The organism is Flavobacterium agrisoli, assembly GCF_016522065.1.
In the GTDB taxonomy this organism is placed as follows: Bacteria; Bacteroidota; Bacteroidia; order Flavobacteriales; family Flavobacteriaceae; genus Flavobacterium; species Flavobacterium agrisoli.
Map to the genome: position 1 here is coordinate 355,349 of NZ_JAEHFV010000003.1, position 15,356 is coordinate 370,704.

The window sequence follows — 15,356 nt, forward strand, 5'->3', positions numbered from 1 at the left end:
CTTTTTATTGTAAAAACAAAATCTTCAAAAAATGAAACAAAAAGGATGTTTTTAAAACCATTCAAAAAACTTTTTAACTGCATCAAGTTTGTCTTTGTAAGGGGCGTAGCGTAACGGAATATCAAGCCAATTTCCTTTTTTCACCACAGCTTTATGATGTGTAAAAATATCAAAGCTTAGTTTTCCGTGATAGGCACCGATGCCGCTATTGCCAACTCCTCCAAAAGGCAATCGTTGATTAGCCAAATGAATAACAGTGTCGTTAACACAGCCTCCGCCAAAACTGAATTTTTGTATTACTTTAGAAATAAAATCATCGTTTTCGCTAAAAACATACAGCGCCAATGGTTTTTCATATTTCGAAATAATTTGCTGAATTTCATTTTCATTCTGATAGGTCAAAATGGGTAATAAAGGGCCAAAAATTTCATCTTTCATGATTAAAGTGTCGGTGCTGTTTTCTTCAATCAAAGTAGGAGCAAGGTAGTTGGTATTGGCATCGTTATCTCCTCCAAAAATTACTTTATTTTCATCAATCATTTCTACCAAACGCAAGAAGTTTTTGGTATTGATAATACGCGCATAATCGGGTGATTTTTTAGGTTCACTGCCGTAAGCTTTGGTTATTTCTTCTTTTAAAAAACCAATCAAATGCATTTTCATATCGGCTTGTACCAACAAATAATCGGGTGCCACACAGGTTTGACCTGCATTAACAAATTTTCCCCAAACAATTCTTTTGGCGGCTAATTTTAAATTGGCCGTTTCGTCAATAATACAAGGATTTTTCCCTCCCAATTCCAACGTAACAGGGGTTAAATTTTTTGCTGCTGCTTCGGCCACAATTTTTCCCACGGCCACACTTCCGGTAAAGAATATGTAATCCCAACGTTTTTGTAATAAAGATTCGGCTATTTTAGCATCACCTTCTATTACTTCAACATGGTTAACGTGAAATGTTTCTTTAATTATGCCAGCAATAATTTCAGAAGTATGTGGTGTTAATTCCGAAGGTTTTAAAATGACCTGATTTCCTGCTGCGACCGCCGAAATTAAAGGAACGAGAGCCAAATGAAAAGGATAATTCCAAGGAGCAATAATTAAAACTTTTCCGTAAGGTTCTTTGTAAATATAATCGGAAGAAGGAAAATTGAGTAACGATGATTTTACGCGTTCCGGCTTTGCCCAAGAGCGAAGGTTTTTAATCGTATATTTTAATTCGGTTATGACAAAACTGGTTTCGGTAATAACCGATTCAAAAGCAGGTTTTTTAAAATCATCGTATAAGGCTTTTATAATAGCCTCTTCGTTTTGTTGGATGATAAAAAGTAACTTTTTTAAAGTTTCTTTTCGGTAGCGGATGTCATTTTTGTAATCCATTTTAAAAATTAGCTTATGTCTCTATGCAAGTTAATTTTTAAAAATCAAAATAGCTATAAATTCTTCTTAAAATTATACTGCATTCCAGATAGCGTCATCTGGAGTTGGGGCTATGATAGTGATGTTTTCTTTACTTACAGGGTGTATAAAACTAAGTTTTCTCGCATGTAAATGGATACCTCCGTTAGCATTACTTCGGTCAAAACCATATTTTAAATCGCCTTTGATTGGACAACCAATAGCGGTTAATTGTGCTCTAATTTGATGATGCCTTCCGGTGTGTAAATTTATTTCGAGAACAGAATAATGGTCAAGTTCTTTAATAACTTTATAATCCAAACGGGCTAATTTACTATCGGGAACTTCTTTTAGATATGCTTTTGAAGTATTGTTTTTTTCATTTCTTTTTAAGTAGTGAACGAGCTCCTCTTCTTTTTTTGAAGGTTTGTTTTTTACAACCGCCCAATACGTTTTTTGAGTTTCTCTGTTGCTAAAAAGTTCGTTCATTCGCGTTAAAGCTTTGCTTGTTCTGGCAAAAACAACAATGCCCGAAGTGGGTCTGTCTAAACGATGAATTACTCCTAAAAACACATCGCCGGGTTTGTTGTATTTATCTTTAATATATTCTTTTACAATATCAGATAAAGGTTTGTCTCCCGTTTTATCGCCTTGTACCAAATCGCCTACACGTTTGTTAACCACAATTAAATGATTGTCTTCGTGAAGAATTTGCAAATTTTGTTTATTAGAAAGTATTTTCATGCCGAAAGTGCCCAATTTAGAAAAAGAACAAGGTTAGTATTGTTCTTTTTCGTTTGGAAAATCTTTTGATTTTACATCGGTTACATATTGTCCAATGGCAGTTGTCATCGATTCATAAAGATTTAGATAGCGACGTAAGAATCGAGGGCTAAACTCATTATTCATGCCCAACATATCATGAATCACTAAAACCTGACCATCGACATGACCACCAGCTCCAATTCCGATTACCGGAATTGAAATGCTTTCGGCAACTTTTTGAGCCAAATGTGCCGGAATTTTTTCTAAAACTACAGCAAAACAGCCTACAGATTCAAGCATTTTGGCATCTTCAATTAACTTTTCGGCCTCTGCATCTTCTTTGGCACGAACGGTATAGGTACCAAATTTATAAATAGATTGCGGTGTTAAACCTAAATGTCCCATTACAGGAACGCCCGCATTCAATATTTTTTTTATGGAATCTTTTATTTCTTTACCACCTTCTAATTTAACTGCATGAGCCCCACTTTCTTTCATTATTCTGATAGCTGAGCGAAGTGCTTCTTTCGAATCAGATTGGTAGCTTCCAAAAGGCAAATCGACCACAACCAAAGCTCTTTCGATAGCACGAACTACCGAGGAAGCGTGATAAATCATTTGATCTAATGTAATGGGCAAAGTAGTTTCGTGTCCCGCCATAACGTTTGAAGCAGAATCGCCCACTAAAATAACATCCACCCCAGCAGTGTCGACTATTTTTGCCATGGTAAAATCGTAAGCCGTTAACATCGAAATTTTTTCACCATTCGCTTTCATTTCAATTAACGATTTGGTGGTGATTCTTTTGTAATCTTTTTTAGCTACAGACATTTTAATGTAGTATTATGTTTTTTGGCTTATGCCGATTTTTTTTTTTTTGGTATGCAAAATTAAGTAAATAAAGCTAACAATCGGCCATATTTACAGCAATTGCTAATCCGCCTTCGGATGTTTCTTTGTATTTAGAATTCATGTCTTTAGCGGTTTCCCACATGGTATTGATGACTTTATCGAGTGGAACCTTGGCATTTTTTGAGTCGGTCGCCAAAGCTAATTCGGCCGCATTGATGGCTTTTATAGCGCCCATCGTATTTCTTTCAATACACGGAATTTGTACCAAACCGCCAATAGGATCGCATGTTAATCCCAAATGATGTTCCATCGCAATTTCGGCGGCCATTAAAACCTGAGCAGGAGTTCCACCCATAACTTCGCACAAAGCTGCCGCGGCCATTGCAGAAGAAACGCCAATTTCGGCTTGACAACCACCCATTGCAGCAGAAATGGTCGAGCCTTGTTTGAATAAACTACCTATTTCGCCTGCAACCATTAAAAATTGCTTAATTTGATTTTCTCCTGCTTCGTGATTTTCAATCACTAAATAATACATTAAAACCGCCGGAATAACTCCTGCACTTCCGTTGGTGGGAGCCGTTACTACTCTGCCTAACGAGGCGTTTACTTCGTTAACTGCTAATGCAAAACAACTTACCCATTTGAGAATTTGACGGAATTTCACTTCTGTTTTTCGAATTTCTTCTAGCCAAGTTTGAGGAGAATCGTAATTCGATAATCCAATTAAATTTTGATGCATATCAAAAGCCCTGCGACGTACATTTAATCCTCCTGGCAAAATTCCTTCAGTATGGCAACCAATATACATACACTCTAACATCGTATTCCAAATTCGAAGTAATTCAGAATGGATTTCAGTTTCTGTACGCATCGATTTTTCATTTTCATACACTATTTCCGAAATTTTCTTTTCTTCGGATTGGGTGTACTTCAATAAATCGTTCGCATTGTCAATCATAAACGGAAAAGCACATTTTATTTTTTCGTTTAATAAAGCATTCACGCGATCTTCTTTCACTACAAAACCACCTCCAATAGAGTAAAAAGTAGCTTCGTGTTTTAGATTTTTTGTATTTAAAGCGGTAAATGAAATTCCGTTAGCATGAAAAGGTAAAAATTCTTTATTAAATCGAATATCCAAGTTACAATCAAATGGAATTGGAACTTGGTTGCCCAAAATAATTTTATTAGTGCTCTTGATTTCTTGAATAATGCTGCTAATTTGCTCAATCGGAATGTATTCGGGATCTTGTCCGCTTAAGCCTAACATGACCGCTAAATCAGTTGCATGTCCTTTCCCAGTGAGAGATAAAGATCCGTACAAATCCACTTGGACGTTGGTAATTTGGTTAAAAGAAAATTCTTCTGGTAACTCTTTTAAAAAACGTTCTGCAGCACGCCAAGGTCCCAAAGTATGCGAACTCGAAGGGCCAACGCCAATTTTTAACATGTCAAAAACCGATATACATTCTTCCATTAATATGATTTTAATGCAAACAAAGATAGTAGAATACCTGTATAAATTACAGTAATTTAGACTTGTTTTATGAATTTTTAATAGTGAAATGGAATGATAACAAAGAATCTGATAATGTAAGGTGATTCTGTTTAATTGTAAAATTAAAGGAGTACTTCTGCTGAAATACTACTTTTTCAGCTGAAGCACTCACTTTTCAAAGTAAGTTTTTTTGCGATTATAATGCAAAATATCCTTTGGGAATTGCATTGAACCCCGTATTTTTTACATGGTCTTCAATAGTTTCTACTTCGATTATTTTAGATGTATGAATAGTAAATTCTTTTGGGTAGGAATCTTGATCAAATACCACATCCATAACACCTTCAATTTTAAGAAGTTCTTTGGTGATAGCATTTATATCGCTTTCTTTTGTCGCATTGGTTGTAAATATTTTGCCGTGATTTCCGGGTATAATGTTTTCAGATAGTAAACTCATAAGTATTGTTTTTAAATTATACTTTCTAAGTTACCAATTATCGAGCATGAAAACTACAGCTTTATATTCGTTTTAACGCTTTGTTTGCTTCATTTTTAGATAGAGAAACATTTCGGATTTATATGTTTTTCTTTTCAAAACAATTAAAACTATTTTGTTTTTATAAATAGTAAGGCCGTATTTGTCGGTTTTTGAATGAGGTTATTTGCCGTGCTTCCTAAAAACAAATCGGTAATACTGCTCGTGCCTTGTTTGCCTATAATCAATAAATTGGCTTTTTGTTTTTGCGCTTCTAAAAGTAGGACAGTTGCAATACTTTTGTCATCCGATTTGATGATTTTAAAATCAAAAATGCCTTCAAATTGATTGTTCCAAACGGCTACTTTTTTTTGTTCTTCTTTTTGTAAAGCGTGCTGAATTTCTTTATCGCTGATAAAAGGTGAAAAGTTGCCGTCGTATTTAGAAACGTAAATGGCTTGATGTTTTATAGTTTGATTTTGTTCGTTTACATTCAATTTTTTCCCCCAACGAATTAGTGCATCAGTATGTTTGGAAAAATCAAATCCATAAAGAATTTTTTCAATAGGATGCGTTGCAGTTTCGGGCACTAAAAGCGTTGTGCAAGGTAATAATCTGATTAGTTTTTGACTGAGTCCACCGCTTCCTTCTAAAAATTGTTTGTTTCCTAAAATCAACAAATTGTGAGGGTCTTTTTTTATGAGATTTTTAAAAGCAATTTCACTAAAAGAAGCTGTTTCTATCACAACAGTATGCTCAAAATCACAACCTATTTTTTTTATATCCGATTCAATTTTGGCTGTTATTTTTTGTTTTAAGCGCTCCATTTTTTCTAACGTTAAAAAATCTTTAGGCAATTCGCTAACCCGAATATTGTGCAAAAAAGTAATTTTTATAGGCGCTACTATTTTGCTGATTTCGTTTGTATATATGATGATCGATTCGTCAATTTCTGATAAATCAAGTCCAACAAGTATTGAAATGGCATCTGTTTGAGATAAAGTCATGGCTTTTTTGATTTAAGATTGTTGGTCGTCAATTAGTTCGGAGATAATGTCTTTATAACTTTTCTCTTGTTTTAATTTTTGCTTTTTGTTCAGTTTTTTTAATTCGTCGTCTAAACCTTTTTTTAAACTGTAGCACATAATTAAAATGATTACCGCAAACGGAATCCCTGTAATAATTACAGCAGTTTGTAACGCATTTAAACTACCTCCCCATAACAAAATAACCGCAATAATCCCTTGTGAATAAGACCAAAAGACGCGTTGCCAAACCGGAGAGTCGATAGCATTTCCTGAGGTGATATTATCAATAACCAACGAACCCGAATCGGAAGAGGTAATGAAAAAAGAGAAAACCAAAATAACCGCCACAGTAGAAATAACATTTGTAAATGGAAAGTCTTCAAAAAACACAAATAAAGCAGTTGAAATATCCGTATTTACGGCTTCAATAATGGTAGTATTTCCATTTAAAATTTCATGCAAAGCGCTTCCTCCAAATACATTCATCCATAATAAGGTAATTAAGGATGGAATAATAAGTACGCCTAATATGAATTCTTTGAGAGTACGTCCTTTCGAAATTCGGGCAATAAAGCTACCCACAAATGGCGACCAAGCAATCCACCAAGCCCAATAAAAAATGGTCCATGCATTTTGCCAACCTTTATCTTGAAAAGCATCGTTCCAAGTGCTAATTTCTATAAACGAAGCTAAATAATCTCCAGTGTTTTGAATGAAACTTTTAAATATAAATAGGGTAGGACCAAGAAATAAAACCAACAACATTAATCCAAAAGCAATGAACATGTTGGCCGAACTTAATATTTTTACGCCTTTATCTAATCCAGAAAAAACAGAAATGGTTGCAATACTTATGACGATTAAAATAATAAGGGATTGGTACAAAGAAGTTATTTCCCAACCTAATAAAAAATGCAAACCAGAACTGATTTGCGTAACACCAAATCCTAAGGATGTGGCAAGTCCGAAGATGGTAGCTAAAGCGGATAAAATATCGATAGAATGGCCTAACCAACCGTGAATTTTTTCGCCAAAAAAAGGATAAAATAAAGACCGAAATGTCATGGGTAAATTGCGATTGTATGCAAAAAAAGCGAGTGCTAAACCTACAATGGCATAAATAGACCAAGCGTGTAAACCCCAATGCAAACTGGTAAAATTCATTGCTTGAGCAGCTTGTAAATAAGGTGTGGCTGTTTCTCTCGGAGGATTGGCAAAATGCGATACCGGCTCGGCTACACTGTAAAACATAATTCCTATTCCCATTCCGGCACTAAAAAGCATGGCAAACCACGAGAGATTCGAAAATTCGGGTTCGGCTTCTTCTCCGCCCAGTTTGATTTTTCCATAGCTGCTAAACGCCAAATACAAACAAAAAAACAGTATAAAATTAACTGTGCAAATTAAAAACCAACCAAAATTACTGGTTATTTGATATTGCAAAGCTGCAAACCATTCGTCTACTTGATCGATATAAATCAGACAGAGCACCAAACTCAATACAATTAAAACCAAAGTAGTGATAAAAACGGGAGGGTTGATAACCAGGTATTTACTGATTTTAGTTTCGTTTGGCATAATCGTTAGCGGTTTAGTTTGTTAGTATTGTTGTAAGTTACTGGGTTATGGGCGAGCGGAATTTCTATTGAAAACAGAATGTTTTTGAAATAGGTTTTAATTATTTTTTCTTTTGGATCAGAAAAAATAGAAGGAAATAAAGGAATTATAATTTTATCAGTAGCGTAAATTTTATAACTTTTAAAAAAGAAATCAATTTTGAAGAGAGGAAAAATAAAACAAAAAGAGGGCGTGCTAATTGCTAAAAGCGATTTGAGTATTGGCTTTTTTAAAGCTTGAAAAATAGCAACAAGGTTATACATCTGATTGTAATTTTAAAAAAGGTTCTTAAAATTACAATTTTTTTACGGATTTTACTGTTAAAAAAAAGATGGAGAAGCAGTAAAAGTTTGTTATGCTGATTTTTATTAAAAATTATTTAGAAGTTATAATTTCCGTTAGCGTCAATGTTATAAGATAGTTCTTGTTTTTCGGTCATGAATTTATCGTAACCTGTTTTTAAATTAGTCCAGAAATCAACTAATTCAGGAGAGGATGCATATTTCTTTTTGTACAATTCAAAGAAAACGTCATTCATTTTGTATGGAAAAATATAAACCGGAATGCGATCTTGTCCATCGTTTTTCGCATGAATGGCATATAAATACAATTCTTTGATTTTATCATCTGTCATAGGCAAACAACCAACCGTCATGTGCGAACCGTGAATGTAAATATCGCCACCTAGTTTTGGTGCATTACTTTTGATACGATCGGATTGATTAGGGTAATTAATTCCCATCGAAAGGTGGTATTGACTGTTTGGATTGTAAGTATTAATGTAATAAAAGCCTTCGGGAGTTTGAAAATCGCCTTCCATTCTTTTTGGTCCTAATTTACCAGAACGGGCTTTAATTTTGTAAGTATCAATTTTTTTGTAAGTTGTTTCAGAAGTTTTCTTAGCATACACTTCCAATTCGCTGCAATCTTTATAAGCTACAAAAAGTAAGTTAAAATCATCAATGGATAAATTATGCTCCTGTAATTTACTTTCTACAATATTTTGTTTCTCGATGATAGCGGCTTTAACTCTATTGAACTTTTTTTGTTCCGTCATGAATGAACTTTCAGCAATGAAATTACCAAAAAGAAGTGTTAAAAACAGGTAGGTTATTTTCATGATGTAATCAAAATTAAGGTTGATTTTAACAAGTAAATTAACATTTGGGACGTTAATTTTGAGCAAGTTAAAAATATTTAGTCAAAAATAAAATCGATAGCGTTAATTTTTTTTAATTTTTGTCAATATTTTAAAATTGAGCGTTATTTTAACATATTTTATTGAGAATAACTGTTAATGAGTGAATTATGATCTTTTCTGTAAAAGCGATTGGCTGTTTACAAAAACAATTCCTTGTTGTTCAAGTTCGGCAATGTATTTTGGTTCTATAGCATTATCAATAAACTGGGTAGCATCTAAAACGATGTGAGTTTTATAACCCAATTGTACTCCATCAATAGCGGTAAATTTTACGCAATAATCTGCGGCTAAACCGGTGATGTAAAGTGCTGTTATCCTTTGTTTTTTTAAAAGTGCATCCAATTCGGTTTTAATTTGGTGGTTGTTATCAAAAAAAGCAGAATAACTGTCTACAGTAGGATTTTCGCCTTTTTTGATAATATTTTGAATTTTTGAAATCAGAATCTCATCGTGTATTTTCGCTCCGTAACTATTTTGCACACAGTGATCGGGCCACAAAACTTGCATCGTTCCGTCTTTTAATTCGATTTTTTCAAAGCTGTTTTTGTTTTTATGATTGGATGCAAACGAAACATGATTTGAAGGATGCCAATCTTGTGAAGCCACAATCAATCCCCAATTTAAGGATAAAAGGTAGTTAATGATTGGGATAAGTTGGTTGGCATTTGCAACGGCTAAACTGCCTTTTTCCATAAAATCGTATTGCATATCGATAACGAGCAAGGCACTGTTTTTTAAATTCATAGCTTCGGATTTAGTGCTGAATGGGTTTTTTAAGACTTATTTTTGTTTCGATAGAAAGCCGTAAATTCAAATTTTAGGACTTCATTAAGAAATATTATTTGTAATTTTCAATTTCTAAAACAAATTCAAATATACATTTTTTACTAATGACATTATTCAGCAAGCAATTATCCATTCGTTGGTCCGATTTAGATCCTAATTTTCATTTACGTCACAGTGCCTATTACGATTTTGGAGCACAACACCGAATTGAAATTTTAGAAAATTTGGGACTTACTTTAAAGGTAATGCAAGCACAACATTTTGGGCCTGTTTTATTTCGTGAAGAGTGTGTTTTTAGAAAGGAAATTAAACTTTCGTATACCATAATCATGCATACCAAACTCGCAAAAATGAAACCCGATGCTTCTCGTTGGACTATTGTACACGAATTATATGCCGAAGATAAATTTTGTGCTATTATTACAGTTGAAGGGGCGTGGATGGACACACAATTGCGCAAGTTGGCAGTTCCAACGCCAAGCATTATAACGGATGCTTTTTCTGTTTTTCCGAAAACAGATGATTTTGAATCCATGTAATTTTAAATAAAAAACAAGTTTATGTTTACGATAGAACAAATACAAGATGCTCACAGCAAAGTAAAATCGGGAGCAGATTTTCCAAATTATATTCAAGATTTAATTATTTTAGGCGTAAAAGGTTACGATACTTTTGTAAACGACGGGCATGCCGAATATTACGGAGTAAATAATTTTTCGGTAACTACCGAAGCAAAATACGAACCAATTACAATTGCAAATTCAGTTAACAAAGAACTATTTATAGAATTTTTAGTGATGCATCAAGACGGGCAAACCAATTATGCAACTTTTTGCAATCATGCAGCACAATGTGGTATTTTTAAATGGAGAGTTGATATTATCGAAATGACTTGCACTTATTTTGATAGTCACGAAAACAGCATTTTAATAGAAAAAATACCCGTTTAATACAAAATCAAATTTATGTATTCAACTTCCCATTGGGAACTACTTTTATCCAATCAGGTGGATAAAAAAAAGTTTATTGATGCTCTTTTTTCGGGAAATGATATCCCAGAAATGGCAGCCTTTTCGAATTTAAACGGAATATTATTTTCCGATTTAGCGATTGAAGCTTTTATCGAAAAAGAATTTCAATACGATATTGTGGCTTCTCCAACGTCGAATCGAAAATTACGCACTTTTTCATCTGGCGAGCGAAAAAAAGAATTTCTAAAATATTGCATCCATCAAAAGCCCGATTACATCATTTTTGATAATCCTTTGGATCATTTGGACCAAGCATCCAGATTGCTTATAGCGCAAGAAATTGAAAACTTATCAAAGGAAATTACCGTAATTCAATTGGTCAATAGAAAAAATGATTTGTTTCCTTTTATAACCAATTCGGCCGAAGTAAAGGACAATACGTTTCAGTTTTTTCCTATTGAAGCGCACCAAACGCATACCAAAGATATTCAAAAAAAGAGCTTGCCTTTTCCTGCAGAAAATCAGGGTTTTGAAGGTGAAACTTTAATCGAATTGAAAAATGTTTCGGTAAGTTACGAGGACCGAAAAATCATTAATGACATTTCTTGGACCATAACAAAAGGCGATTTTTGGCAATTAATTGGACCTAATGGTTCGGGAAAAAGCACCATTTTATCATTAATTACTGGCGACAATCCAAAAGGATACGGACAAGAGTTGTATTTATTTGGTCGTAAAAAAGGAAGTGGCGAAAGTGTTTGGGACATTAAAAAAAACATCGGCTATTTTTCGACTGCAATGATGGATTTGTTTCAAAAAAGTCACACTTTCGAACAAATGATTTTATCAGGGTTTTTTGATTCAATTGGCTTGTATACGCAGCCAACAACACATCAAAAATTGATGGTTAATCAATGGCTTGAAGTAATCGAAATGAGTCATTTGCGCAACAAGATTTTTACTCAGCTTTCTTTAGGGCAACAACGAGTGGCGTTAATTATAAGAGCTGTTTTAAAACACCCGCCTTTACTTATTTTGGATGAACCTGTAGAAGGCTTGGACGATGAAAATACGGCAATGGTTATCCAATTGATTAATTTGTTGGTAGACGAAAGCAAAATGGCTATAGTTTATGTTTCGCACCGAATTGAACCCGACTTACATCCGAAAGCTATTTTTGAATTGTGTCCTTCTGAACATGGTTCGGTTGGAAAGATTAAAAAATAACTATCATTATTGATGGTGATAGGGTTCGTTTCTTAAAATAGTAAAACCGCGATAAAGTTGCTCAATAAAAAACAATCGAACCATTTGGTGCGAAAATGTCATGAGCGATAACGAAATTTTTCCGTGGGCTTTTTGGTAAACGGTTTCCGAGAATCCATAAGGCCCACCAATTACAAAAACCAAAGTTTTAACACCCGAATTCATTTTTTTTTGTAATTCTTCCGAAAAGCCAACGCTCGAAAAGTTTTTACCATTTTCATCTAATAAAATCAATTGGTCACTCGTGCTAATTTTAGATAAAATAAGTTCGCCTTCTTTTTCTTTTTGCTGACTTTCAGAAAGATTTTTAACGTTTTTTATATCCGGAATAATTTCCAAATCAAATTTGATATAAAAAGACAATCGTTTGGTATAATCATCAATTAAGGTTTGCAACGCTTTATTGTCGGTTTTTCCTATTGCTAATAACTTGATGTTCATGATTTTTTATTTTGTATTCGAATAAACCGTTTCAAAATGTTCTACAATCGGAAAAGGATTGTAATAATGATGCAGTATTTTTTTCCATTCCAAATAGGCTTCTGAAGTTCTAAAACCTACAGTATGCGATTCTAAATCCTGCCATTCTACAAGCAGTAAATATTTATTTTCAACTTCAATACATTTTTGCAAAGAATGCGAAATATAACCTTCAATCGAACTAATATACGCGCTTGCTTTTTCAAAATCGGATTCAAAATGAAGTTTTAAATCTGCTTTAACGTATAAAATGGCGGCTTCTAAAATCATAATTACAATTTTTCGATTAGGGTTTCAAAAGTTTTAAATCGAGTATCTAAATCCTCTTGAAGTTGTTTTTTTACTTTGCTATCTTTTATAAAACTATAGGCAATACTGTTGTAAACGTATTTTTTGATGTCGGCATACGATACTTCTGGATACCGTTTTGCTAATAAAACAAACTGTTGGGTCATGTTGGTTCGTAAAATTCCGGCGTCATCGGTGCTAATCACGATAGGAACTCCAAATTGCTTGTATGAAGTAAAAGGATGTTCGTCGTTTTTTACTTTCAAAATAAACTCATTACTCACCAAATTAATTTCTATAGGAATGGTATTTTTAGCCATATATTGCAACAAGTCATAAGCATTTTGTTCGTATGCTACGGCAACTCCATGACCAATTCGGTTAGCTCCTGCCGTGCGCACCGCTGCGTTTATATGCCAAGTGAGTTCTTCGGGCTGAACCAAACCTAATTTTAATTCGCCAGCATGCATACTGTATTTCACTTTAGGAAATTGGTCGTGGCAAAATTTAAAAAATTGCATGTGTAACCAATAATCCTGCATTGAAATTTGACCGTCTTCGGGCGAAACGATATTTACTCCCGCAATCAAATCACTTGAATTGGCCGAGGTAAACGCAATAACAAGATTTTTAAATAAATCAACCGGTTCCATAAAACGCAATACAAAATTTTGGTAGCGCATGGTAAATTGCTTGTCATCTATTTTTAAATCCTGATGTAATTTTGCAATTATATTCTGGTTGTACGTTTCAGAATATTTTTGAATATTTCTTTTTTCGAGAGCAGAAAACAATTTTTGAAGCAATTCAGAAGTTAGTTTTTCATCTTTTTTTGCTGCGGCCTTTCGCAATTCTTGGTTAAATGAATTCAAATCCGAAACGTCCATGTCACATGGAATGGTGGTGAGTTGTGTTTCGATATAACTAACATTTTCGGCTTTGGCTCTTTGTTTTAATTCTAGTAAACCTTCGGCAAAATGACCATCAACAGCGGCTATGTATTTGTCAAAAGCATCAAAAAACAAATCGTCGGAAGCGGCAATTCCATTATAATCTTTAACCGACCACGTTTCTAATATTCGTTGTTGGAATTCTTTTAATTTACCTTCTTTTTGTAAACTGGAAAATGAAACCCAATTTCCTGAATTCGGGTTTATTCGGCTGACTTCCATCGTTTTTGTATTCAGAAAAAAATCTTCTTTAATGGCTCTTTCTAAAATGGGCTCGGCATAAATTGAACCTAAAAAATGATGGTGTAAATCGCCTCCTTTTGGCATTTGCTGAAAAAAAGCAGTCAATTGCGCTTCATTGGTTCTAATTTTGTTTAAATAATCGTCTATTGATTGACCAAAAAGGGAAGAAAAAGAACAGAGAAGGAGGAAAGGTAAAATACGTTTCATAGGCAATTTTAATAAGCAAACTGCGGACAGAATGCCTTGCAAAAGTATGGTATTTAGCCGAATTTTAAAAGATGAGTTAGTTATAGACTTGTTTAGACTTTAATCTGTTTTTTCGATTTTAAATAATTGTAATACAAAAAAGCAATAATTATGGCAATAACTCCTTGAATTAAAACAGTTAATTGTACACCGATATAATGCGAAATTCCGCCTACTAACAAACTGCCAAGTGGCATCATGCTGGTTAAAACCATCAAATAAATACTTATAACCCGACCTCTAAATTCATTTGGTACATTTACCTGAATTATGGTATTGGTAAGCGTCCGAATCGCCATCATTCCGAAAGAAGCAATTGCTATAAAAAGCATCGCAAAATTAAAAGAAGTCATATACGAAAACAACATCAATCCTAAACCAAAAACCAAACTATTGCGCACTAAAATCAAATTTAAATTGGTTTCTTTTTTTAGCGAAGCCAGATAAATTGCGCCCAAAAACGCGCCAAAACCAATAATTCCATCTAAAATGCCTAATGTTGAAGCCGAACCGTTAAAAATATCTTTTGCATAAACCGGAGTCAAAGTGGTAAACGGAAGAACAAAAAAGCTCATTAATCCAGTAAAAATAATAACCGAATTGATTGTAGTATTGCTTTTAAGATAAACAAAAGCTTGTTTTAATTCGGTAGTAATGCTTGTTTTCGGGCGTTCCTTTTTTACATATTTCGGTAGTTTCATGTATAACAACGAAATAATTACGGGAATAAAACTAAGAGCATTGAGGCCAAAACTAATTTGATCACCAAAATGTTCTAAGATAAATCCAGCCAAAGCCGGGCCAATTAATTTAGAAAGATTGACCATAGAAGAGTTTAAAGCCAAGGCATTGGGTAAATCTAATGGGTCTTCAATCATTTCACGCACTAAGGATTGCCGAGCTGGTACGTCAAAACTATTAATGATTCCGAGTAAAACACTGAGTGCTATAATTAAAACAACCGCATTTTGTTTGAAAAAGATGATAGCCAACGTCATTAAAATGGCCTGAATTAAGGAAAGAACTTGTGTAATTAATAAGATGCGATAGCGGCTGTGTCTATCGGCTGTAATACCTCCAAAAATCGAGAAAACGGCAGTAGGGAAAAGTGTGGCGAAAACCGAAACACCCAACATGAATTTTGATTGTGTAATGCTGTAAATAACCCAACTTACTGCGGTTTTTTGCATCCAAGTGCCAATTAGAGAGAGCGACTGCCCTGCAAAAAACAACCTAAAATTTCTGTTTTTAAAAGAATTAAAGGTTGAAATTTTCATGCATTTTTGAGT

General features: G+C 33.9%; 16 protein-coding genes. 3 read left to right on the forward strand and 13 right to left on the reverse strand.

The window, feature by feature from the left end; all coding sequences use genetic code 11:
* Positions 1-51 precede the first annotated feature (51 nt).
* From I5M07_RS09785 to pncA, 9 genes are all read right to left on the reverse strand, one after another.
* On the reverse strand, positions 52-1,380 hold the full coding sequence (locus I5M07_RS09785) for an aldehyde dehydrogenase (RefSeq protein WP_200106255.1): 1,329 nt from the start codon (positions 1,378-1,380) through the stop codon (positions 52-54).
* 72 nt (positions 1,381-1,452) lie between these two features.
* A complete protein-coding gene (locus tag I5M07_RS09790) occupies positions 1,453-2,142 on the reverse strand; it encodes an RluA family pseudouridine synthase (protein WP_200106256.1) in 690 nt (229 codons plus the stop codon).
* Between the two features lie 33 nt (positions 2,143-2,175).
* A complete protein-coding gene (gene panB, locus I5M07_RS09795) occupies positions 2,176-2,994 on the reverse strand; it encodes a 3-methyl-2-oxobutanoate hydroxymethyltransferase (RefSeq protein ID WP_200106257.1) in 819 nt (272 codons plus the stop codon).
* 73 nt (positions 2,995-3,067) lie between these two features.
* On the reverse strand, positions 3,068-4,495 hold the full coding sequence (locus I5M07_RS09800; RefSeq protein ID WP_200106258.1) for an L-serine ammonia-lyase: 1,428 nt from the start codon (positions 4,493-4,495) through the stop codon (positions 3,068-3,070).
* Positions 4,496-4,712: 217 nt separating this feature from the next.
* Positions 4,713-4,973, reverse strand: coding sequence for a heavy-metal-associated domain-containing protein (locus I5M07_RS09805; RefSeq protein WP_200106259.1), 261 nt, complete (start codon positions 4,971-4,973; stop codon positions 4,713-4,715).
* Between the two features lie 149 nt (positions 4,974-5,122).
* Complete coding sequence (locus tag I5M07_RS09810; RefSeq protein WP_200106260.1) at positions 5,123-5,998, reverse strand: universal stress protein; 876 nt, start codon at positions 5,996-5,998, stop codon at positions 5,123-5,125.
* A gap of 12 nt (positions 5,999-6,010) precedes the next feature.
* Positions 6,011-7,597 carry a BCCT family transporter gene (locus I5M07_RS09815; RefSeq protein WP_200106261.1) on the reverse strand — a complete coding sequence of 529 codons (1,587 nt, stop codon included), beginning with the start codon at positions 7,595-7,597 and terminating at the stop codon, positions 6,011-6,013.
* 418 nt (positions 7,598-8,015) lie between these two features.
* Complete coding sequence (locus tag I5M07_RS09820) at positions 8,016-8,756, reverse strand: L,D-transpeptidase family protein (RefSeq protein ID WP_200106262.1); 741 nt, start codon at positions 8,754-8,756, stop codon at positions 8,016-8,018.
* Between the two features lie 186 nt (positions 8,757-8,942).
* Positions 8,943-9,581 (reverse strand): bifunctional nicotinamidase/pyrazinamidase, encoded by a 639-nt coding sequence (pncA, locus tag I5M07_RS09825; protein WP_200106263.1) that lies wholly within the window; start codon positions 9,579-9,581, stop codon positions 8,943-8,945.
* A 146-nt stretch (positions 9,582-9,727) separates the two neighbouring features.
* Here pncA and I5M07_RS09830 point away from each other — a divergent pair, with 146 nt between their 5' ends.
* The 3 genes from I5M07_RS09830 to I5M07_RS09840 are packed head-to-tail and all read left to right on the forward strand — an operon-like array spanning position 9,728 to position 11,821.
* Positions 9,728-10,162, forward strand: a complete 435-nt coding sequence (locus I5M07_RS09830) for an acyl-CoA thioesterase (protein WP_200106264.1) — start codon at positions 9,728-9,730, stop codon at positions 10,160-10,162.
* 21 nt (positions 10,163-10,183) lie between these two features.
* Positions 10,184-10,573 carry a DUF1398 domain-containing protein gene (locus tag I5M07_RS09835; RefSeq protein ID WP_200106265.1) on the forward strand — a complete coding sequence of 130 codons (390 nt, stop codon included), beginning with the start codon at positions 10,184-10,186 and terminating at the stop codon, positions 10,571-10,573.
* 15 nt (positions 10,574-10,588) lie between these two features.
* A complete protein-coding gene (locus I5M07_RS09840) occupies positions 10,589-11,821 on the forward strand; it encodes an ATP-binding cassette domain-containing protein (protein WP_200106266.1) in 1,233 nt (410 codons plus the stop codon).
* Positions 11,822-11,827: 6 nt separating this feature from the next.
* Here I5M07_RS09840 and rlmH read toward each other — a convergent pair whose 3' ends face one another.
* The 4 genes from rlmH to I5M07_RS09860 all read right to left on the reverse strand — a co-directional run bounded on the left by rlmH (position 11,828) and on the right by I5M07_RS09860 (position 15,344).
* Positions 11,828-12,301, reverse strand: a complete 474-nt coding sequence (gene rlmH, locus I5M07_RS09845) for a 23S rRNA (pseudouridine(1915)-N(3))-methyltransferase RlmH (protein ID WP_200106267.1) — start codon at positions 12,299-12,301, stop codon at positions 11,828-11,830.
* A gap of 6 nt (positions 12,302-12,307) precedes the next feature.
* Positions 12,308-12,610 (reverse strand): antibiotic biosynthesis monooxygenase family protein, encoded by a 303-nt coding sequence (locus tag I5M07_RS09850; protein ID WP_200106268.1) that lies wholly within the window; start codon positions 12,608-12,610, stop codon positions 12,308-12,310.
* A 2-nt stretch (positions 12,611-12,612) separates the two neighbouring features.
* On the reverse strand, positions 12,613-14,028 hold the full coding sequence (locus I5M07_RS09855; RefSeq protein ID WP_200106269.1) for an adenosine deaminase: 1,416 nt from the start codon (positions 14,026-14,028) through the stop codon (positions 12,613-12,615).
* Positions 14,029-14,120: 92 nt separating this feature from the next.
* Entirely contained in the window at positions 14,121-15,344 is a 1,224-nt protein-coding gene (locus tag I5M07_RS09860; protein ID WP_200106270.1) for an MFS transporter, read from the reverse strand.
* Positions 15,345-15,356 lie beyond the last annotated feature (12 nt).